The following is a 20,086-nucleotide window of genomic DNA, read 5'->3' as shown; positions in this document are numbered from 1 at the left end:
GCGCATCGTGAGTCTGCCGCACGGTAGTAATTCAGCAACCCGCCAGGACCCGTATGCCGTTTAAGGGACCCATCGCACGCGGCACGATTCGCGCCAGCAGCGTGCTGGGCCTGCGTCTTCTGGTACAGGCCGGCACGCTGTTGCTGGTCACAAGACTGCTGGGGCCACGCGCTTACGGCGCATTCGCGGGCCTTTCGGCGTTGGCGGTGATCCTCGGAACGCTTTCGACTTTTGGTTTGCACCTGGTCCTGCTGGGACACATGTCGCGCGATCCAGACCACCGTGAATACATGCTATCGCGCGCCCTGCCAACCACACTTGCCTGCGGCACACTGTTGCTGGCCGTGTTTCTGGCGATCTGTAAGATGGGATTACGCGAAGCCAATGTACCTTTAAGGGTGCTGTTTGCCTTAGGCATCGCCGAGACATTGCTACAGCCGTTGCTTGGACTGCGTACATCCGAGTTGCTTGCACATGGCCAAGTCGCGCGTTCCCAGTTACTGACTGTTTTACCGCTTGCACTGCGCCTCACAGCAGCCGCAGGCATCATGTTGCTAGCCCCCGCGGACCCGTTGATGTCATACGGCTACGGCTACCTTGCGGCATCCGTCACTGCCCTCATCGTAGCCACGATCGCTATACCGTCACCCTGGCCGAAGCCGGACCAATGGCGCTGGCCCAGCATGGCCGAATGGCGCGAAGCAGCCGGTTATGCCGCGCTCAACATGACCGCGACCAGCCCTGCCGAACTGGACAAGACGCTTGCCACCGAGCTGCTGCCACTGGCCGATAGCGGCGTATACGCCGCTGGACAACGCGTGATCGGTGCCACCACTCTGCCCGTGATCGCGATGATGCTGTCCGCCCTGCCCCGGTTGTTCCGGGAAGGCCAGGAACGCCCGGGACGTACCGCTCACCTGCTGCGCTGGATATTCGCCGCCACGACGGCCTACAGCCTCCTACTGTCCTGCACGCTATGGGTGTGTGCACCGGCCGTTGCCTGGCTGTTCGGGCACCGCTATGCAGGTATCGAGCATATGCTTCACTGGCTCACGCTCGCCATTCCCGGCATGACCCTGCGCATGGCTTCGGGCGGCGTACTGATGGCACTTGGTAAGCCATGGATGCGAGTCGCCTTCGAGGTTACCGGCTTACTAGCCCTCTTCATGGCCTCGGTCGCTCTGACCGCACGACTCGGTACCATCGGAATGCCGCTGGCATTGGCTTTTTCAGAGTGGACAATGGCCCTGATTGGAGTCCTAATGATCATGACCTTGGCAAGGGAGATCGCTTCCAGTGCAACGTAATGTTGAGAACGACTACATCAACTGGAAAGACTGGGATTCTGCCGCCTTCGGCACGTACTCAAAAGATGAGCGCATCAAATTTATTTCTGAAGTCAGACGCACCGGCGTTTTATTGAACAATGAAACTCAAGTGCTCGAAATCGGATTCGGTAACGGCACGTTTGCTGGGTGGATACGCGAATTCACCCAGCACTATGTTGGGATAGAAGCTAACCAAGCGCTTGTCGACCGGGCCATTGATTCAGGCATCGAGGCCTATGGATCTGCCACCGGATTAGACACTGTCGCCGGCGAAAGAGAGTTTGACCTGATTGTTGCATTCGACGTAATCGAACATCTGTCACTTGAAGACATCATCACCATGATGCAGACATGGGAGAGACATCTTTCAAACGACGGACGCATTCTTATCCGAATCCCGAGTGGTGACAGCCCGTTTTCGGGACGAATAATGTACGGGGATATAACCCACAAAACGCTGCTTGGAACAACAGCGCTGAGGCAGTTAGCTCCACAGGCAAACTTAGAACTGGTAGCAACCTACCCGCCAGCACTACCCATCCTTGGCTTGGGCCTGCAACGGGCGATCGCACGCATCATGGTTGCCACGGCGCGGAAGATTGCCACGGCGATAATCAACGCCACCTTCCACGGCAATCGACATGGCGTCGTCACCAGCAACCTGATTGCGATATTCAAAGCAGAATCTACGCACCCTCAAAACCTCCTAGCTTTAAGCAGCGGAAGCGCTAGACGCGACCAGTCTACGGAAGACTGAAGCCATTACTTCGGCGGCGTTCTCCCAACTGTGTGCCACGCGCCGAGGCGAAGGGCGCGGCAACGAGAGCGCTGTGCGTATGCCCGCAGCAATACCCTCCGGGGTAGTATCGGTATAGACGGCATCGTCACCGCCCGCTTCCCGAAGCTCAGGCGAGTCGGTTGTGACTACGCGGCAACCATGCGCGCGTGCTTCGATCACCGGCATGCCAAAGCCTTCGTATATCGACGGAAACACCAATGCCTCCGCATTGGCATACAGCGCCGACAGCAATTCATCGTTGACGAAGCCCAGAGGCCTTATCCAGTCACGCCCACGCTCCATGGCCCTGCCACCGCGATCCCAGGCTTCCGGGCCTGCCATGACCAGCTGATAATCCAGAAAATGTCCGGTCGCACGCAGCTGCTCCATCGCCACAACGGCACCTGCCAGATTCTTGCGCGGTGCACGCGAACCCACTGTCAGCAGATAAGGCTTGCGGACACCCGCGTGCCACAATAGCCGCGCTGAAAAAGCTTCATCGGAAATCATCGCCTCTGCTGAAACCGCCGGATACGCAACTGCATCGGGGCGTCGGCCAAGCAGATCGAGCATGCGCTGCGCGGTACCGAGCGAAATGACGACGTTGGCATCCGCAGCGCGGATATCGGCGTCAACCCATCTGCTATGTGCATAACGGGTCATTGGCGCCAAGGTCTCCGGCACGAGCACATGCGTGAAGTCATACACGGTAAGCACGCAAGGCACGCGCACACCTTTCGGAATCAATGTATTGGGCGACCAGAACACATCCACTGGCTCCCGCTTGATTAATGCGGCAAGTCGAAAATGCATCCACTGCGTGACCGGAAGCCGACTCCAGAACGGATGCCTATCACGGATGACCTGCCATCGCGAGGATATAGGTTCGACCGATGTGTCGCGGTACGCATACAGCACAAACTGCGCGTCCGGCATCGCCGCATCAAGCTCGGACAATATGCCGGCAGCGTACCTGCCCACCCCCGTCATGCCACCACGGATGCGGCTGACATCAATCCCTATCCTGATCACGTGCCTGCCATCCCCGTTGCCACCTCTAAAAACATGACTCCGATATACGTCAAGTCGATCTTCGGCATTAAAGACCCGCGATGTGAAGCCATGTCGGCATGCTGCCAGTCAGGATGATAATCCTAATCAATCGAACCGCAATACCGTCATTGTGCCCCTGCTAATCGGTACCTTTCGACGCAATCAACGACTGATAGATGTCGATATAACGATCGACGTTGCGGGGACTGAAATGGCTCAATGCACGACTCCGGCTCGCGCTTGGAGAAATCCCTTCGGATTGGTCGAGGCGAGCTCGAAAATCATGCAAAGCAGTCGCAAGGGCGCTCACATCGTCAATCGGCACCAGCACGCCACAACCGGGCGCAACGACTTCGGGGAGCGCACTCGTCGCAAAGCCGTAGAAAGGCTTGCCGCAGACCATCGCTTCCAGTGCGGTATAGCCGAACCCCTCGTAACGGGATAGGGATACCACGGCATCACACATCATGTATTCGTGAATGAGGGCATCCTCGCTCAACCATCCAAGTTCGATGACCCCATCAATCTTCACCGGGTCGTCCACATGCCCACCGGCGTACCTGATCTCGAAACCCGTTCCCAACGCCTTCACCAGTTCTGGCAACAAGTCATAACCTTTTCGCCTAGACCTGCTACCAGCCATGAGCAGCCTCACCGTCCCTTCCACACGTCGACCGTCATGCAGACTGATGGGGTACTTTTCGAAATCGGCCCAATTGTAGATGACAGTGATGTCATCTCGCCCCGAGAAGAGTGAAACCGTTTGTCGTACATAGTACGACACGGTGGTAACTGCATCTGCACGACGTATGGCTTGCAACTCCCTGTGCCTGATAAACAAATCATGATAAGCCTTCTGCAACTGCGAGCGATAAGGCCCATATGCCGGGTCGTGTACCAGATGATGCACAGTGACGGCCACAGGCAACTCTTGCGGCCAGAATCGCCGGGGAAGCCAGCTGTTCACATGCGCAACATTCGCCCATGCCGGCGGGTGAGGCACTTTGACGCTCAAAGGCAGATATTCCACCCGATGTGGCAACCAGGTGATTTCGGCGCGGATGCCGCGTGCGACCAACGCCTCACAAAGACGCTGGATGAAAACATCTGCTCCGGTACCCGCCCGGATACTCGGAAACCAGACAGCCGGCTCTTGACTCATGACTTCCCTGCTCCAACCCACAGATCAAGCAGGGCATGCAACATGCGGCACCGATCTGGACGGACACTCAATTTGGTGGATGGCGGCATGGCTGAGCGACTAAAATATACGTTCAGGCGAGGAGCACGGCATGAGCAAAGCCGTGTCATGCAGTATCCATCAGTCTCGCACCGGCAGCAGCAACTGCCATAGCCGCTCGCCAAACCGAGGCCAGATGAACTGTTCGGCAAATACCCTGCTTGAGCCGGACAGCGATCCACACCCGGACAGCACCCGTCGTACCGCCTCGGCAAAGCCCGCATAATCGTCGCTCGCCACCAGGCAGCCTGATTCACCTTCAGCCACGGCATCGACAACGCCACCGGTCGCAAAGGCCACGGTAGGCAGGCCATGGGCCGCGGCCTCCACCGCGACCATCCCGAACCCTTCCGGGTCCCCGGGAATGTCCCTTACGGGAAAGACGTGCACATTGGCGGCACGATAGACCGAGCCAAGTTCGCGATAATCAGTGATCGTGCCCAGGAAGCACAGGTTTTGACCCACCCCACCCTGCTCGGCCGCCGCACGAACGCTCTCGGGCGTCTGCGCCTGAGCATGCAGGGCATCCGTGGGTGTGTCACCCACGACCACCAGAAGTGCATCGGGATATGCCTCGACAATATGGGGCAAAGCCTGAGCGACGAATTCGCGCAACCCTTTACGCGTCGACAACCTGCCCACCGAAAGCAGAAGCGGGCGGCTGCCAAATTGATGTCGCTCGCGGAAATCCGCAGGCTCCTTGTCTTCCGCTTCCTGCACCGCGGCAACAACGGATCCGCCAACAGCAACATGCTCTACTGGAAGATCAACGCCCGGATGCACGATGCCAATGCGCTCGGCACTCACGCCGGCAGCACGTGCCAACGCAGCCGTGGAGCGACTGTTCGCGATCACCCGATCAATATGCCGCAACGCCGGCAACCACAGGCCACGATAGACCGGATGGCGCACAGCCAGATCCAGGCCATGTACATAGGTCGCAGTACGCGCTCCGCTTGCACGGGCCGCACACCATGCGATCGGAGTAGTCAGGCCGCTACCTGCAAGGATTACATCCGGCTTCCACGTCAATGCCAAGCACAACGCACGCCACTGCGCATGGAGCAGAAATTTCCAGAGCGGCCTGAGCGTCACTTCGTAAACCCTAACACCGGCAGGCCTCATCGCTGCCGAACCCGCAGGGCCGATCACCCGTACGTCGGCGTAACGGGAAAGCTCTTCGGCCATATGCCAGTTAAGCCGCTCCATACCACCAACCAGCGGCGGCAAATTGCGGGTGACCAGCAAGATGCGCGGGCGCCGCGTCTCAGTCATTGCGCCGGTACATCAGCGCCGTTATCTGTTCGGACACCAGCCCGATCAGGAATACGACTACAGCGGCACTCCACAGCATTGTACTGCCGTTGGTGAGCCGCCCCTGCGACAAGAAAGTCGCGGCGTAGTTTGCACAACCCGCAAGAAAGAAAGCCACGCTGGTCGGCACGAACAGCTTCAACGGCGAATACAGCGTGGCGATCTTGAAGATGATCAGCAGGAAGCGCACGCCATCGCGCAGGGGCTTGATGTGGCTCTTGCCGACCCGCTGCGCCGCCTTGATCGGGACATAGACCACAGGATAGGCGCTGCGGAAGAACGCCATGGTGCTTGTGGTGGGGTAGCTGAAACCGTTGGGCAGCAGGTAGAGGAACTCGCGGAATTTCTCCGCGCGCACGGCGCGGAAGCCGGAGGTGAGGTCGGCGACCTGGTGTCCGGTCATGCGGGTCGCCAGCCAGTTGTACAGGGTGTTGGCCACTCCGCGCCCCACACCGGCCTGGCTGCTCCAGTCACGCGCGCCGATCGCCATGTCATAGCCCTGCGCAAGCGCCTCCAGCAGGCGGGCGATGTCCGCCGGATCATGCTGCCCATCGCCGTCCATGAACACCAGAAGATCGCCGCTGGCAGCGCGGGCACCGCGCTTGATCGCGGCACCGTTGCCCATCGAATAGGGCGAGCTCAGGCAGGTCACGCCGGCATGGGCACACACTTCGCGCGTGGTATCGGTGGAACCGTCGTCCACCACGATGATTTCGGCGTCAGGCTGTGCTTCACGCAGGCGTGGCAGCAGGTTGAGCAGCGCCTGGGCTTCGTTCTTGGCAGGCAGGATGATGCTTAGACGATTCAAGTAGTACTCCCCCGGTTACCTCGGCATCATAGCGCGCGCACCGGAACGAATTTGACGGGGGATGCCAAAAGATGTGAAGCCTGTCCGCGCATGATTCAGACTCGTCTGAACCGGCCGCCATTACCTGCTCCGCCGCGCTACAGCCGTCGTTACGCGTTCTGGGGCGCGTGGAATGAGCTGCCGATCGCAGACTTCCCCCCCGAAAGTCGTGGCCCAATACGGCAATCTGCGGTAGATTTCCCTGTAATTCAGGGGGCTGGACCACTTTCATCATGTCGTCGCAAGTACAACCCACGCTGTTAGGCCTGTCCAGCATCGCTCGGCGCCTGGTCACCGAGGGACTGATGCCCGAGGACGACGTGCGCCAGGCGATGGCGGATGCGTCCCAGCGCAAAGTCACCCTGACCACCTGGCTGCTCGATCACAACCTGGTCGACGGTTCGCGTCTGACTCAGCTGGCTTCGGTCGAATTCGGCATGCCGATGATGGATGTCTCGTCCATCCAGACTGCCGGCATGCCGATCAACCTGATCAGCGAAGCGCTGCTGAGCAAGCACCGTGTGCTGCCTTTGCTCAAGCGCGGCAAGCGACTGTTCGTAGGCATCGCCGACCCGATGCAGCTGCATGCGCTGGACGAGATCAAGTTCCACTCCAACTGCATGGTGGAACCCATCCTGGTCGAGCGCAGCCAGCTCAATCGTGCGATCGACAGTGCCATCAGCGCGCTCAGCAACACAATGCCCGACCTGGGCGGCAGCGAACTGGACGAGCTGGCGCTCGAATCGGGCGACGACGAGGTCGAATCCACCGGTGTCGACGCCAACGCGGGCGATGACGCACCGGTCGTCAAATTCGTCAACAAGATCCTGGTGGACGCCATCCGGCGCGGCGCCTCCGACATCCACTTCGAACCGTTCGAGACACAGTACCGGGTGCGCCTGCGCATGGACGGCATGCTGCGCGCGGTCGCCAGTCCGCCGATGAAGCTGGCCAACCGCATTTCGTCGCGCCTGAAGGTGATGGCCGGCCTGGATATCGCCGAACGCCGCGTTCCGCAAGACGGCCGCATCAAGCTGAACCTGGGCAAGAACCGCTCCATGGACTTCCGCGTCAGCACGCTGCCGACCCTGTTCGGCGAGAAGATCGTGCTGCGTATTCTGGACAGCGCCTCGGCCAAACTCGGCATCGACAAGCTGGGTTACGAGGAAGACCAGAAGCAGCTTTACCTGGATGCCATTGCCAAGCCATACGGCATGGTGCTGGTCACCGGCCCGACCGGTTCCGGCAAGACCGTGTCGCTGTACACGGCGCTGAACATCCTCAACACGGACGAACGCAACATCTCCACCGTCGAAGACCCGGTCGAAATCCGTGTCGAAGGCATCAACCAGGTTCAGCAGAACACCAAGCGCGGCATGACCTTCGCCGCCGCGCTGAAATCTTTCCTGCGCCAGGATCCGGACGTGATCATGGTCGGCGAAATCCGTGACCTGGAAACCGCCGAAATCGCGATCAAGGCCGCCCAGACCGGCCACATGGTGCTGTCCACACTGCACACCAACGATGCGCCGCAGACCATTGCCCGCCTGATGAACATGGGCATCGCGCCCTACAACATCACGTCCTCGGTCACCCTGATCATCGCCCAGCGACTGGCGCGGCGCCTGCACAGCTGCAAGCGCCCGATCGACCTGCCGCCACAGGCGCTGCTCGACGCCGGCTTCACCCAGGAAGAGATCGATGCCGGCCTGACCGTCTACGAGGCCGTCGGCTGCGATGAGTGCAACGAGGGCTACAAGGGCCGCGTCGGTATTTACCAGGTGATGCCGATGGCGGAAGAGATCCAGAAGATCGTGCTACAGGGCGGCAACGCATTGCAGATCGCCGAAGTGGCCAGCCAGGCCGGCATCAACGATCTGCGCGCCTCGGCGCTGAAAAAGGTGAAGGACGGCGTCACCAGCCTTACCGAGATCGACCGGGTAACCAAGGACTGATCTGATGGTCACGCGCGCCCCAGACGTGCATCCTGCAGGCGATTGTCCCGGGCAGGCGCACGGATTGTGCGAGACTTGCACAGGGGACCACAAAATTCGTGCCGGGTTGTGGCGTAAGCTGCAGACTGCCCGGCCTGTGAAACGAACAGACCGGATCCGATCATCGGGGGAATGACCGCATGGCCACGGCTAGCGCCACCGCAAACAACGCTCGTACTGTCGGCGCCCAGAGGGCCCAGGTCAGTCAGCTGACCACCTACGACTGGGTCGCGCTGGACAAGCGCGGCAAGCAGATGAAGGGCTCCATGCCGGCGAAGAACGCCTCGCTGGTCAAGGCCGAGCTGCGCCGCCAGGGCATGAATCCGCAGACCGTGCGCGAGCAGCCCAAGCCGCTGTTCGGCTCCACCGGCAAAACGGTCACGCCCGGCGACGTGGCGATCTTCAGCCGCCAGATCGCCACCATGATGGCGTCCGGCGTACCGATGGTGCAGTCGTTCGACATCATCGCCGACGGCCAGAAGAACCCCCGCTTCAAGAACATCCTCACCGACGTGAAGATGGGCATCGAGGGCGGTCAGTCGCTGCATGAGGCGCTGGGCCGCTACCCGGTCCAGTTCGACGAGCTGTACCGCAACCTGGTGCGGGCCGGCGAGTCGGCCGGTGTGCTCGACACGGTGCTGGACACGGTCGCCACCTACAAGGAACGCACCGAGGCGCTGAAGAAGAAGATCAAGAAGGCACTGTTCTACCCGATCAGCGTGCTGGCTGTGGCCATGCTGGTCAGCATGATCATGCTGATCTTCGTGGTGCCCGTGTTTGCCAAGACCTTCCAGAGCGCCGGCGCCGCATTGCCCGCCCCGACCCAGATCGTGGTCAGTGCCTCGCGGTTCATGCAGCACTACTGGTGGTTGATCATTCTCATCATCGTCGCCACGGTCGTCGGTTTCGGCATGGCCAAGCGACGCTCGGTGAAATTCGCGCATTTCCTCGACCGCCTGACGCTGAGGCTGCCGGTCATCGGCAACATTATGCGCCAGTCGGCCATCGCCCGCTTCGCACGCACCCTGGGTGTCACCTTCCGCGCCGGTGTGCCGCTGGTCGAGGCGCTGGATGCCGTGTCCGGCGCAACCGGCAGCGTAGTCTATGGCGATGCCGTGAAGCAGATGCGTGACGACATCGCGGTGGGTCACCAGCTGCAGCTGGCGATGCGCCAGACCAATCTGTTCCCCAACATGGTGGTGCAGATGACCGGTATCGGCGAGGAATCCGGCGCCCTGGACAGCATGCTGTTCAAGGTGGCCGAGTTCTACGAGGACGAGGTCAACAATGCCGTCGACACCCTGTCCACCCTGCTGGAACCGATGATCATGGTGATCCTGGGCGTCATAGTGGGCGGCATGGTGATCTCGCTGTACTTGCCGATCTTCAAGCTCGCCGGTACGTTCTGATCCGGACCCCGCATGCCTCGACCGGTGCGGCGCCATCCTGCCGCGCCGGACGCCCCGGTGTCGTGACAGGCAACATCCCAGTGACTGGCCGGGAACCATGAGCATGAGACAAGACTGATACATGCCCGATCTGCCTCCTTACGCGTGGACGCTCGCCGCCGCCCTGCTCGGTCTAGTGGTGGGAAGCTTCCTGAATGTGGTGATCCTGCGCCTTCCCGAACGCATGGAGGCCCAGTGGAAGCGCGACGCCCGCGACCTGCTGGAACCCGACGCCGAGCGGGAGCCTGCACCGCCCCTGCCGCCCGGCATCGTGCGCGAGCCTTCGCACTGCCCGCACTGCAAGCACCCGCTGTCGGCCGCCGACAACATTCCGCTGTTCGGCTGGCTGCTGCTCCGTGGCCGATGCCGCTACTGCAAGACCGCCATCTCGATCCAGTACCCGCTGGTCGAACTGATGACGGCCGTGCTCAGCGCAGTCGTGGTGTGGAAATTCGGCGCCAGCTGGGCTGCGCTGTCCGGTCTGCTGCTCACCTGGTCGCTGGTCGCGCTGGCCGGCATCGATTTCCGCACCCAGCTGCTGCCTGATCAGATCACCCTGCCGCTGCTGTGGCTCGGCCTGCTGCTTGCTCTGCTGCCGATGTTCGTGAACGCGCACATGGCGATTCTGGGAGCCGCGATCGGTTATCTCAGCCTGTGGAGCGTGTACTGGCTGTTCAAACTGCTCACCGGCAAGGAGGGCATGGGCTACGGCGATTTCAAGCTGCTCGCTGCATTGGGCGCCTGGCTGGGACCGTGGAGCCTGTTGCCGATCATCCTGCTGTCGTCCCTAATCGGCGCCCTGGTTGGCGGCAGCCTGATCGCATTGCGCCGGCACCAGCGCGAGATACCCATTCCGTTCGGTCCGTTCATCGCCGCCGCCGGCTGGGTCTGGTTCGTGGCGGGCCCGCAGTTGCTGCATGCCTACATGCATTTCGCCGGGATGCGATGAACGCTCCGCGCCGTCCCGTGATCGCCCTTACCGGCGGCATCGCCTCTGGCAAGAGCACGGTCGAACGCTGCTTCACCGAACACGGCATCCACGTGTACGACGCCGACCAGGCCGCGCGCGAAGTGATCGAGCCGGACACCGATGGACTGGCGCAGATCATCGAAGCCTTCGGTCCAGAGGTGATCGGCGCTGATGGCCGCCTCGACCGGCCAGCCATGCGTCAACGCATCTTCGCCGACCGCGACGCGCGCCGGACCCTGGAATCCATCATCCATCCGCGTGTCCGGCTGCGACTGCAGGAGCTGGCCCTGGCCGACACCGGACCATATTGTCTGCTGGCCATTCCACTGCTGGCCGAGCACATTGGCCACTATCGCTGGGTCGACCGGGTACTGGTCGTGGATACCGACGAAGCCACCCAGATCCAGCGCCTGATCGCCCGCGACCATATCGACGAGGCGCTGGCGCGCCGTATCCTCGCAAGCCAGGCCACGCGCGAACAGCGCCTGGCCGTGGCGGACGACGTCATCGACAACCGTGCCGATGCGACCACCCTCGCCACCCAGGTCGCGGCACTGCACGCGCGCTACCTGGAACTTGCCGGACACGACCGCTGACGCCTGCCGCAGCGGTGGCCAATAGCCGCAGCCCGCACGCAGGAGTCCGATTCCTCCGGCCAAGCTGACGCCAAAGCAGAAACCTCCGCATGGGACAGGGTAAACTTGACGGTCTCCAATCCGCCTGCCGGTTCCTGCCCGATGTCCAACGATTCCGCTGCCAAGCCCGCCACCGATAGCAATGCCGAGCCGCGCGACTTCATTCGCCAGATCATTCGCGAGGACCTGGCCAGTGGCAAGCATGCCGCCATCCACACCCGCTTTCCGCCGGAACCGAACGGTTACCTGCATATCGGCCATGCCAAGGCGATCTGCCTGAGCTTCGGCATCGCGCGCGAATTCGACGGCTGGTGCAACCTGCGTCTGGACGACACCAATCCCGGCCGGGAAGACCCGGAATTCGTCGAGGGCATCAAGGAAGACGTGCGCTGGCTGGGTTACGACTGGCACGAGCTGCGCCATGCCTCGGACTACTTCGAGGTGCTTTATCGCTCCGCCATCCGGCTGATCGAGAACGGCCAGGCCTACGTCGACGACCTCTCGCCCGAGCAGGTGCGCGAATACCGCGGCACGCTCACCGAAGCGGGCCGCAACTCGCCTTACCGCGACCGCCCGGTGGCGGAGAATCTCGACCTGTTCAAGCGCATGCGCGCGGGCGAATTCGCCGATGGCAGCCGCACCCTGCGCGCGAAGATCGACATGACCGCCGGCAACATCAATCTGCGCGATCCGGCGCTGTACCGCATCCGCAAGGTCACCCACCAGAACACCGGCGACAGCTGGCCGATCTATCCGATGTACGACTTCGCGCATGCGCTGTCGGACGCCATCGAAGGCATCACCCATTCGCTGTGCACGCTGGAGTTCGAGGACCATCGTCCGCTGTACGACTGGTGCGTGGCGAATGTCGACCTGCCCAGCCACCCCGAGTTGTGGCAGCCGCTGGCCGATGCCGGCATCCGAACGCAGCCGGCCACGCCACGCCAGATCGAATTCTCGCGCCTGAACCTCAGCTACTGCATCACCAGCAAGCGCAAGCTCGCACAGCTGGTGAACGAGGCCTTCGTGGACGGCTGGGACGACCCGCGCATGAACACGCTGCGCGGTCTGCGCCGGCGCGGTTTCACCCCGGCCGGCATCCGCCTGCTGATCGAGCGCGTGGGCATTTCCAAGCAGAACAGCGTGATCGACTACGCCGTGTTCGAGGCCTGCATCCGTGAGGACCTGGATACCCATGCGCCACGTCGCATGGCCGTGCTCGACCCGCTCAAGCTGGTCGTCACCAATCTTCCGGACGACCACGACGAGACGCTCAGCTTCCCCAACCACCCCAAGGACGAAAACTTCGGCACGCGCGACGTGCCGTTCTCGCGCGAGGTCTGGATCGAGCGCGAGGACTTCGCCGAAGTGCCGCCGAAGGGTTTCAAGCGGCTGGTGCCCGGCGGTGAAGTCCGCCTGCGCGGCGTCGGTATCGTGAAGTGCGAGGACGTGATCAAGGACGCCGACGACCAGGTCATCGAGCTGCGCGTCAGCCTGGACCCGGAATCCCGGCACGGCCTGCCCGGTGCCGACCGCAAGGTGAAGGGCACCATCCACTGGGTCAGCGCCCGGCATGCGGTGGCTGCCGAGGTGCGCCTGTACGACCGCCTGTTCAACGTGGCCGCCCCCGACAACGAGGACGATGGGCAGCCGTGGACCAGCCACATCAACCCGGATGCCAAGCGCGTGGTGCAGGGCTGGCTGGAACCTGCCGCGACAGCCGCCGAACCGGAACAACGCTTCCAGTTCGAACGCCTGGGCTATTTCGTCGCCGACCGCATTGATCATCGCCCCGGCGCACCGGTATTCAACCGCGTGGTGACCCTGCGCGATACCTGGGCAAAGCAAGCAGGAGGCTGATGCCGTGTCCCTACTGCCACTCCAGCTGCACCTGACCCTGCCGCCGTGGATCAGCGAGGTGGCCGACACCTCGCGCCGCTACCACACGGATGAGGAACGCGTGGGCCTGGCCATCGAGCTGTCGCAGCGGAATATCACACTGGGTACCGGCGGTCCGTTCGGAGCCGCGGTGTTCGACGAGCATGGCCGCCTGATCGCCGCTGCCGCCAACCGCGTGATCCCGCAGACCTGCTCGGTGGCGCACGCCGAGATGCTGGCCTACATGCTCGCGCAACAGCGCCTGGCCAGTTTCCGACTCAATGCGCAGGGCACCCGCTACACCCTCGCCACCAGTGCGCAGCCATGCTGCCAATGCTACGGCGCCACGGTGTGGGCCGGGATCGACGAACTGCTGATCGGCGCCCGTTCCGAAGATGTGGAAGCCCTCACCGAGTTCGACGAGGGCCCGCTGCCGAACGACTGGATCGGCGAACTGCAACGCCGCGGCATTGCGGTGCGCCGTGACATCCTGCGTGACCGCGCACGCGCGGTGCTTGCCGAGTACGGCGCCGCCGGGCAGTCCTATTGAAACGCCTGCGCGCCGCGCTGCCACTGCTGTTGCTGGTGCTTGCCGGCATCCTGCTGTTCGCTTCCGGCAGCTTCGACCGGCTGCACCCCAGCCAGCTGATTGCCCACCAGCATGAACTGCATGCGCGGATCGCCGCCCACCCCTGGCTGAGCCGGCTGGCCTATATCGGCCTGCTCACCCTGGTCACGGCGACCGGGGTTCCCGGCATGATCCTGATGATCCTGGCCGGCGGCTTCGCTTTCGGCGCGGTCGACGCCACCCTGTCGTCGTCGGTCGGGCTGACCCTGGGCTCGCTGATCCTCTACCTCGCCAGCCGCTATGCCTTCGGCAGCGGCAGCAAGCATCCGCCAGCGATCATCGACACCCTGCACCATGGCTACGAGCGCCATCCGGTCAGCTACACCCTGTTCCTGCGTCTGATACCGGTGGCACCGTTCGGCCTGCTCACCGTGGCGCTGGCCTGGCTGCGCTGCCCGCTGTGGCTGTTCCTGGCAACCACCTGGCTGGGCGGCACCCTGATGCTGGTGTTCGAATGCTCGATCGGTGCCGGGCTGGGCAAGGCACTGGACCGTGGCGGACACCTGGGCATCCATCTTCTGCTCGACCCCGCGGTTCTGCTGCCGCTGAGCGTACTGGCGCTGCTCTCGCTGTCGCCACTGGTGCTGGAGCGCATCCGCAGTCGCCAGCACTGACCCGCCGGCCTCCGGCCCTGCACCGCTCACGCGTGCATACGCCCCATGCGGCAGCCCATTTCATCCGGCTTCACCACCGCCAGCAGCCGTCCCTCCTTGATGCACTGCGCGTTGACACTCGCGCATGAAAACGTTTACGTTGCCGCACGCTCCGCCCCATCGTCGCCTGCCTCCGCGACATTGCAGCGATGCCCGGGAGCTCCCGCCAGGACCGTGCCATCATGCCCAACTACCTCACCAGCCCACCCCGAACGGCGCGCCTGGCACGATGGATCGGGAGCTGCGCGGCATTCGCATTCGTACTCGCGCTGGCGGTGCGTGGCGGAATCGCCCACGCTGCCCCGACCCAGGGACATACCTGGGCCAACCCGGTCGACATCGATTACCGCTACAACTTCGAGCAGATGAACCTGGGCATCTCGTATCGCACCGGCGCGGACCCCGCGGTGGTGCGATACAAGCATGCCTACTACCTGTTCCTGACGCTGGCCGATGGCTATTGGCGCTCGACCGACCTGGTGCACTGGCGTTTCGTCAAACCGGATCGCTGGCCGTTCGACAGCGAGGTTGCCCCGGCGACACTGGTTGCCGGCGGCAAGCTTTTCCTGATGCAGGCGGCGATGGGCCCGCGGCCGCTGCTCTACTCCACCGACCCGGCGCACGGCCACTGGAAGTTCTGGACCCGCCGGTTGCCCCCGGTGCCCGGCGCGGTCAGCGAGGGTAGCCCGGTCGGTCCCGGCCAGCTGCCGCCCGGGCCCTGGGATCCGGGATTGTTCCTGGACAGGGATGGCAAGACGTATCTGTACTGGGACTCGTCCAACATCTATCCGCTCTACGGCGCCGAGCTCGACCTGCGCCTGGACGACACCGCCGCTGGCGAAGGCAAGCGCCTGCACTTCGTCACGAAGCCGCAACCCCTGCTGCATGCCGACCCCGAGCAGCATGGCTGGGAGCGCTTCGGCCGCGACCACAGCGACGCCAGCATCGCACCCTATATCGAGGGCGCCTGGATGAACCGCCACGCGGGGCGCTATTACCTGCAGTACGCGGCGCCGGGTACCGAATACAACGTCTATGCCACGGGCGTCTATGTAGGCGACGGCCCACTGGGGCCGTTCCACTACGCCCCCTACAACCCGGTCGGCTACAAGCCGGGCGGTTTCGCCACCGGAGCCGGCCATGGCTCCACCTTCCGCGATGCCCATGGCAACTACTGGAACACCGGCACCTCGTGGATAGGCCTGAACTGGAAGTTCGAGCGTCGTATCGACCTGTTCCCGGCAGGCTTCGACGCCGATGGACAGATGTGGATCGACACCCGCTTCGGCGACTTCCCCCACCGCATGCCCGACCATCCACTGCGCCCCGGTGAAAGCACGTTCACCGGCTGGATGCTGTTGTCCTACCGCAAGCACGCCTTTGCTTCCTCGGCGATGCCGGGCCATCCGGCCAGCGATGCATTCGACGAGAACCCGCGTACCTTCTGGCTTGCCGCCAGCACTGCACCTGGCCAGACACTCACCGTCGACCTTGGCGGCCCACGTACGGTGCATGCAATCCAGGTCGATTTTGCCGACTACAAGTCCGGCCGCTACGGCGATGCACCGGACATCTATACCCGCTTCCAGCTCCAGGGTTCGCTCGATGGGAAGCACTGGAGCATGCTTGCGGATCTTTCCCGATCGACCCGCGACCGACCCAACGCCTATATGGAGATCGACCCGGCAGCACGTGTGCGTTATATCCGCTACGTGCACGGCCATGTGGGTGCGCACCACCTGGCGATTGCCGGCCTGCGTGTGTTCGGCAACGAGGACGGACCGCCACCAGCTGCGCCGAAGCTGGTGTCCGCGACACGCATGGCAGACCGTCGTGACGCCACGATCGCGTGGAATCCGGTTCCCGGCGCGGTCGGCTACAACGTGCGCTGGGGCATTGCCCCGAACCGGCTGTACGAGACCTACCAGCGCTTTGCCGATCACCCGACGCGACTCGAACTGACCTCGCTGAACAAGACAGTCACCTATTACGTGGCCGTCGAAGCCTTCGACGAACGCGGTGTGTCGGTGTTGTCGCGCGTGATCCGGCTGTAGGCATCGCGCACAAAAAAAGAGGACCTGCGCGATGCAGATCCTCTTTTGCTGGTGGGCCGTCCGAGACTCGAACTCGGGACCAATAGATTAAAAGTCTACTGCTCTACCAACTGAGCTAACGGCCCGATGACCAGGCAAGCCGACGATTTTATGGGCTATGCGTTGGCGGCACAAGCCAAGACGACTTACACGTAGCGTGTGGGATCGGGCAGCCCCGCTTCGCGGAAGCCCTGCGCACGCAACAGGCAGGCATCGCAGTGACCGCAGGCGCGGCCTTCGGCATCCGCCTTGTAGCAGCTCACCGTCTGCGCGAAGTCCACGCCCAGGCGCAGCCCCTCGCGGGCAATATCGGCTTTACCCATCGCCATCAGCGGTGCGTGAATACGGATGCCCGCCCCCTCAACGCCCGCCTTGGTGGCCACGTTGGCAAGCTGCTCGAACGCCTCGATGAAGGCCGGTCGGCAATCGGGGTAGCCGGAGTAGTCCACCGCATTGACCCCGCACCAGATGTCCGCCGAACCGAGCACCTCGGCCCAGCCCAGCGCGATCGACAGCATGATGGTGTTGCGCGCCGGCACGTAAGTCACCGGAATCGCGTTGGAGCCAGCAGCGTCCAGCGGCACGTCGATATCGGCGGTGAGCGCCGAGCCGCCGATGCTGCGCAGGTCCACATGCACCACCTTGTGCTCGACCGCGCCCAGCATCGTGGACACGCGTTCCGACGCGGCCAGTTCGGACTCGTGCCGCTGGCCATAGGCCACGCTCAGCGCATGCACCTGGAAGCCCTGTTCGCGGGCAAGCGCCACGGTTACGGCCGAGTCCATGCCGCCGGAAACGAGCACGACGGCCTTGCGGAGAGATGTTTCAGACATGGGTTTTCGTCCACTGATGTACGGCCGGATACCGACCGGGAAAGCGCCACCGGCAACACAGGCCAGCGCGCGTAAGACCAAAGCGGATGGAGCTGATGCAGCACCGACGGGCGGCCCCCGCGGGCGCACGCGTCGTCATCCGCCTCCTTGCTCAATGCCCGGCCGCGTCGTTCCAGAGCAACTTGTGCAGCTGCAACTGGAAGCGCACGGGCAACTTGTCCTCGATGATCCACTCCGCCAGTTCACGCGGCTCGACTGCGCCATGTACCGGCGAAAAAAGCACCATGCAGCGCTGATCAAGCGCGTACCCGGCGACCTTGTCACGGGCCCACTCATAGTCACCTCGGCTGGCGATCACGATCTTCAGCTGGTCATGCGGCAACAGGTGATCCAGATTGGACCAAAGGTTGCGCGCACTTTCGCCGGAGTCGGGCGCCTTCAGGTCCATCACCTTGCGCACCCGTGCATCCACTCTGGCCACGTCGAGCGCGCCGGATGTCTCCAGCGAAACCTCGTAGCCCGCGTCGCAGAGGCGTTCAAGCAGTACCAGGCAGCGCTTCTGCGCCAGCGGCTCGCCGCCCGTCACGCAGACGTGCCGCGCGCCATGACTGGCCACTTCGGCAAGGATGTCGTCGATGGCGCGCCAGCCACCGCCGTAAAAGGAGTATTCGGTATCGCACCACACACAGCGCAACGGGCACCCCGTCAGGCGGACGAACACGGTCCGCCAGCCGATCGCATCGGCCTCGCCCTGCACCGAGTGGAAGACTTCGGTGATCCGCAGCCGCTCGGCCAGCGGGGGCGTCTGCGCATCGGGCGCCTGTTCGAGCTGCTCGTCAGCCATGCATCGGCCTCAACGAGCGGCCGGCGGCTGCGCCATCTGGTGCAACCGTTCCTTGGCCAGTTCTGCGACACGGGTTCCGGGGTACTTGGCGACAACCGCTTTCAACGTGGCTTCGGCAGCAGGCTGCTGCTTCAGCGCCTGCTGCGTATAGCCCAGTTTCAGCAGCGCGGCTGGAGCCTTTTCGCTGTCCGGAAACTGCTGCAGCAGGTGCTGGAACGCCTGCAGCGCGATAGGATAATTGGTGGTCGCGTAGTACGACTCGCCCAGCCAGTAGAAGGCATTCGGCGTGAGTGTGTTGACCGGGTACTTCTCGATGTAGTCGCGGAAGCCGCGCGAGGCATCCACGTAATGACCGGAGGTCACGTCCTTGAACGCCGCCTCGTAGGCCTTCTGCATTGCTGCCGTGGGCCGACTGGGCGCGGGTGTGGCCTTGCTCGGTACGGTCGCGGCAGCCGGTGCCGGCGCTGACGAGGCGGATGCGCTCGGTGCCGACGATGCCGCGGCAGGCTGGCCGCTGGCCGGGGCGGCAGCCTTTTCCAGGCGCCCCACGCGGGAATCCAGGTCCAGATATTGCGCCTTGCTGGTGTCCTGCATGTCCTGCAATTGGTGCTGCAGGACTTCGATCTGGCCCTGCTGCTGCTGAATCTGCGACTGCATCTGCTGCAGCTGGTTCAGCAGCTTGAAATTGGTCTGGTCGCGGCTCTGTGCCAGTTGCTCGAGCCGGGTCACCCGGTCGGCAAGGCTCAGGCGCGCATCCTGTGCATGCAACGGGGCCATAAACAGCACGGCGGACGCCAGGGCGCCCGCCGTGCCGAAACTGGCCATGAAACGATAAGCCAGTGGGTGTTTCATTACTCGGCCGTGTAGACGATCTCGACGCGGCGGTTCTTGCTCCAGCAGTCCTCGTTGTGCTCACGGCACACCGGCTTTTCCTTGCCGTAGGAGATCACGTTGATCTGGCTGGCCGAAGCACCGTCGGCTTCCATGGCACTGGCCACGGCGTCGGCACGACGCTCGCCCAGGCCCAGGTTGTACTCACGCGTACCGCGCTCGTCGGTGTTGCCTTCGAGGCGCATACGGGCGGTCGGACGGTCCTGCAGGTACTTCGAGTGGCAAGCGATGATCTGCTGGAATTCCGGCTTGATCTCGGACTTGTCGAAGTCGAAGTACACGACGCGCTGCTTCAGGCAGGCATCGGTCTCGAGATCGGCAGGGGTGTACTTGCCGTTGCTGACGGGGGCCGGTGCCGGGGCCTGCTGGACCGGAGCCGGCGGCTGCTGCGGCTTCACTTCCTGCTTCTTGCTGCATGCGGCCGCGCCAACGCAAAGCAGGGCGACCAGGGCGACGCGAACGGTCTTATTCATGGTGAACGTTCCTTCAAACGGGTTGAGTTCGGACAGTCAATGACGATTGCGGTTACGGGACAACAGTCGCCGGTGGTCCGGCTGTATTTTTATGGGTCCAACAACTTGCTTAAAGTCCGGTCGCGCGGTCGATTGCGGCAACCTCAGTACAACAGGCCACGGCAAATATGCCGCGGCCCGATACCG

18 protein-coding genes and 1 tRNA gene are annotated in these 20,086 nt (G+C 63.0%); 10 read left to right on the top strand and 9 right to left on the bottom strand.

What is annotated here, in order from left to right:
- Positions 1-53 precede the first annotated feature (53 nt).
- Together RA164_RS02960 and RA164_RS02955 are read left to right on the top strand one after the other, a co-directional pair.
- Entirely contained in the window at positions 54-1,307 is a 1,254-nt protein-coding gene (locus tag RA164_RS02960; RefSeq protein WP_329742489.1) for a lipopolysaccharide biosynthesis protein, read from the top strand.
- Positions 1,297-2,085: a class I SAM-dependent methyltransferase gene (locus RA164_RS02955; RefSeq protein WP_329742488.1), complete on the top strand. Its 789-nt coding sequence runs from the start codon at positions 1,297-1,299 to the stop codon at positions 2,083-2,085. Before RA164_RS02960 ends, RA164_RS02955 begins: the two co-directional genes overlap by 11 nt.
- Here RA164_RS02955 and RA164_RS02950 read toward each other — a convergent pair.
- The 4 genes from RA164_RS02950 to RA164_RS02935 all read right to left on the bottom strand — a co-directional run bounded on the left by RA164_RS02950 (position 2,041) and on the right by RA164_RS02935 (position 6,521).
- The gene (locus RA164_RS02950; RefSeq protein WP_329742487.1) at positions 2,041-3,138 is read right to left on the bottom strand and encodes a glycosyltransferase family 4 protein; all 1,098 of its coding nucleotides are present in this window, start codon (positions 3,136-3,138) and stop codon (positions 2,041-2,043) included. The two genes, RA164_RS02955 and RA164_RS02950, sit on opposite strands and share 45 nt — an antisense overlap.
- Before the next feature lie 160 nt (positions 3,139-3,298).
- Positions 3,299-4,321, bottom strand: a complete 1,023-nt coding sequence (locus RA164_RS02945) for a glycosyltransferase family 4 protein (protein WP_329742486.1) — start codon at positions 4,319-4,321, stop codon at positions 3,299-3,301.
- Positions 4,322-4,480: 159 nt separating this feature from the next.
- Entirely contained in the window at positions 4,481-5,674 is a 1,194-nt protein-coding gene (locus RA164_RS02940) for a glycosyltransferase family 4 protein (protein WP_329742485.1), read from the bottom strand.
- Positions 5,667-6,521: a glycosyltransferase family 2 protein gene (locus RA164_RS02935; RefSeq protein ID WP_329742484.1), complete on the bottom strand. Its 855-nt coding sequence runs from the start codon at positions 6,519-6,521 to the stop codon at positions 5,667-5,669. The genes RA164_RS02940 and RA164_RS02935 overlap by 8 nt, the downstream gene beginning before the upstream one ends.
- Before the next feature lie 272 nt (positions 6,522-6,793).
- On the opposite strand from RA164_RS02935, the gene pilB reads away from it, so the two are divergent.
- From pilB to RA164_RS02895, 8 genes are all read left to right on the top strand, one after another.
- Positions 6,794-8,515 carry a type IV-A pilus assembly ATPase PilB gene (gene pilB / locus RA164_RS02930; RefSeq protein WP_329742483.1) on the top strand — a complete coding sequence of 574 codons (1,722 nt, stop codon included), beginning with the start codon at positions 6,794-6,796 and terminating at the stop codon, positions 8,513-8,515.
- 179 nt (positions 8,516-8,694) lie between these two features.
- A complete protein-coding gene (locus RA164_RS02925; protein WP_329742482.1) occupies positions 8,695-9,963 on the top strand; it encodes a type II secretion system F family protein in 1,269 nt (422 codons plus the stop codon).
- A 121-nt stretch (positions 9,964-10,084) separates the two neighbouring features.
- The gene (locus RA164_RS02920) at positions 10,085-10,951 is read left to right on the top strand and encodes a prepilin peptidase (RefSeq protein ID WP_329742481.1); all 867 of its coding nucleotides are present in this window, start codon (positions 10,085-10,087) and stop codon (positions 10,949-10,951) included.
- Entirely contained in the window at positions 10,948-11,568 is a 621-nt protein-coding gene (gene coaE, locus RA164_RS02915; RefSeq protein WP_329742480.1) for a dephospho-CoA kinase, read from the top strand. Before RA164_RS02920 ends, coaE begins: the two co-directional genes overlap by 4 nt.
- 141 nt (positions 11,569-11,709) lie before the next feature.
- Positions 11,710-13,467 (top strand): glutamine--tRNA ligase/YqeY domain fusion protein, encoded by a 1,758-nt coding sequence (locus tag RA164_RS02910; protein WP_329742479.1) that lies wholly within the window; start codon positions 11,710-11,712, stop codon positions 13,465-13,467.
- Positions 13,468-13,471: 4 nt separating this feature from the next.
- The gene (locus RA164_RS02905) at positions 13,472-14,035 is read left to right on the top strand and encodes a nucleoside deaminase (RefSeq protein WP_329742478.1); all 564 of its coding nucleotides are present in this window, start codon (positions 13,472-13,474) and stop codon (positions 14,033-14,035) included.
- Positions 14,032-14,727, top strand: a complete 696-nt coding sequence (locus RA164_RS02900) for a TVP38/TMEM64 family protein (RefSeq protein ID WP_329742477.1) — start codon at positions 14,032-14,034, stop codon at positions 14,725-14,727. Before RA164_RS02905 ends, RA164_RS02900 begins: the two co-directional genes overlap by 4 nt.
- A gap of 221 nt (positions 14,728-14,948) precedes the next feature.
- On the top strand, positions 14,949-16,820 hold the full coding sequence (locus tag RA164_RS02895; RefSeq protein ID WP_329742476.1) for a family 43 glycosylhydrolase: 1,872 nt from the start codon (positions 14,949-14,951) through the stop codon (positions 16,818-16,820).
- A gap of 49 nt (positions 16,821-16,869) precedes the next feature.
- Here RA164_RS02895 and RA164_RS02890 read toward each other — a convergent pair.
- From RA164_RS02890 to pal, 5 genes are all read right to left on the bottom strand, one after another.
- Positions 16,870-16,945: transfer RNA gene (locus RA164_RS02890), tRNA-Lys, on the bottom strand.
- Between the two features lie 60 nt (positions 16,946-17,005).
- The gene (gene queC, locus RA164_RS02885; RefSeq protein WP_329742475.1) at positions 17,006-17,692 is read right to left on the bottom strand and encodes a 7-cyano-7-deazaguanine synthase QueC; all 687 of its coding nucleotides are present in this window, start codon (positions 17,690-17,692) and stop codon (positions 17,006-17,008) included.
- A gap of 151 nt (positions 17,693-17,843) precedes the next feature.
- Positions 17,844-18,536 (bottom strand): 7-carboxy-7-deazaguanine synthase QueE, encoded by a 693-nt coding sequence (gene queE / locus RA164_RS02880; RefSeq protein WP_329742474.1) that lies wholly within the window; start codon positions 18,534-18,536, stop codon positions 17,844-17,846.
- A 9-nt stretch (positions 18,537-18,545) separates the two neighbouring features.
- Positions 18,546-19,388, bottom strand: a complete 843-nt coding sequence (gene ybgF, locus RA164_RS02875; protein ID WP_329742473.1) for a tol-pal system protein YbgF — start codon at positions 19,386-19,388, stop codon at positions 18,546-18,548.
- The gene (gene pal / locus RA164_RS02870; RefSeq protein ID WP_329742472.1) at positions 19,388-19,900 is read right to left on the bottom strand and encodes a peptidoglycan-associated lipoprotein Pal; all 513 of its coding nucleotides are present in this window, start codon (positions 19,898-19,900) and stop codon (positions 19,388-19,390) included. The genes ybgF and pal overlap by 1 nt, the downstream gene beginning before the upstream one ends.
- Positions 19,901-20,086: the final 186 nt, after the last annotated feature.

Source organism: Dyella sp. A6, assembly GCF_036320485.1.
GTDB lineage: Bacteria > Pseudomonadota > Gammaproteobacteria > Xanthomonadales > Rhodanobacteraceae > Rhodanobacter_A > Rhodanobacter_A aluminiiresistens.
Note: the sequence above shows the minus strand (reverse complement) of the source record. Positions and strands in the feature narration are given on the sequence as shown.

Coding starts and splice junctions, on each gene's coding strand:
- RA164_RS02960 (WP_329742489.1), top strand. CDS start 54: ATGCCGTTTAAGGGACCCATCGCACGCGGCACGATTCGCGCCAGCAGC.
- RA164_RS02945 (WP_329742486.1), bottom strand. CDS start 4,321: ATGAGTCAAGAGCCGGCTGTCTGGTTTCCGAGTATCCGGGCGGGTACC.
- RA164_RS02940 (WP_329742485.1), bottom strand. CDS start 5,674: ATGACTGAGACGCGGCGCCCGCGCATCTTGCTGGTCACCCGCAATTTG.
- pilB (WP_329742483.1), top strand. CDS start 6,794: ATGTCGTCGCAAGTACAACCCACGCTGTTAGGCCTGTCCAGCATCGCT.
- RA164_RS02925 (WP_329742482.1), top strand. CDS start 8,695: ATGGCCACGGCTAGCGCCACCGCAAACAACGCTCGTACTGTCGGCGCC.
- RA164_RS02920 (WP_329742481.1), top strand. CDS start 10,085: ATGCCCGATCTGCCTCCTTACGCGTGGACGCTCGCCGCCGCCCTGCTC.
- coaE (WP_329742480.1), top strand. CDS start 10,948: ATGAACGCTCCGCGCCGTCCCGTGATCGCCCTTACCGGCGGCATCGCC.
- RA164_RS02910 (WP_329742479.1), top strand. CDS start 11,710: ATGTCCAACGATTCCGCTGCCAAGCCCGCCACCGATAGCAATGCCGAG.
- RA164_RS02895 (WP_329742476.1), top strand. CDS start 14,949: ATGCCCAACTACCTCACCAGCCCACCCCGAACGGCGCGCCTGGCACGA.
- queC (WP_329742475.1), bottom strand. CDS start 17,692: ATGTCTGAAACATCTCTCCGCAAGGCCGTCGTGCTCGTTTCCGGCGGC.
- queE (WP_329742474.1), bottom strand. CDS start 18,536: ATGGCTGACGAGCAGCTCGAACAGGCGCCCGATGCGCAGACGCCCCCG.
- ybgF (WP_329742473.1), bottom strand. CDS start 19,388: ATGAAACACCCACTGGCTTATCGTTTCATGGCCAGTTTCGGCACGGCG.
- pal (WP_329742472.1), bottom strand. CDS start 19,900: ATGAATAAGACCGTTCGCGTCGCCCTGGTCGCCCTGCTTTGCGTTGGC.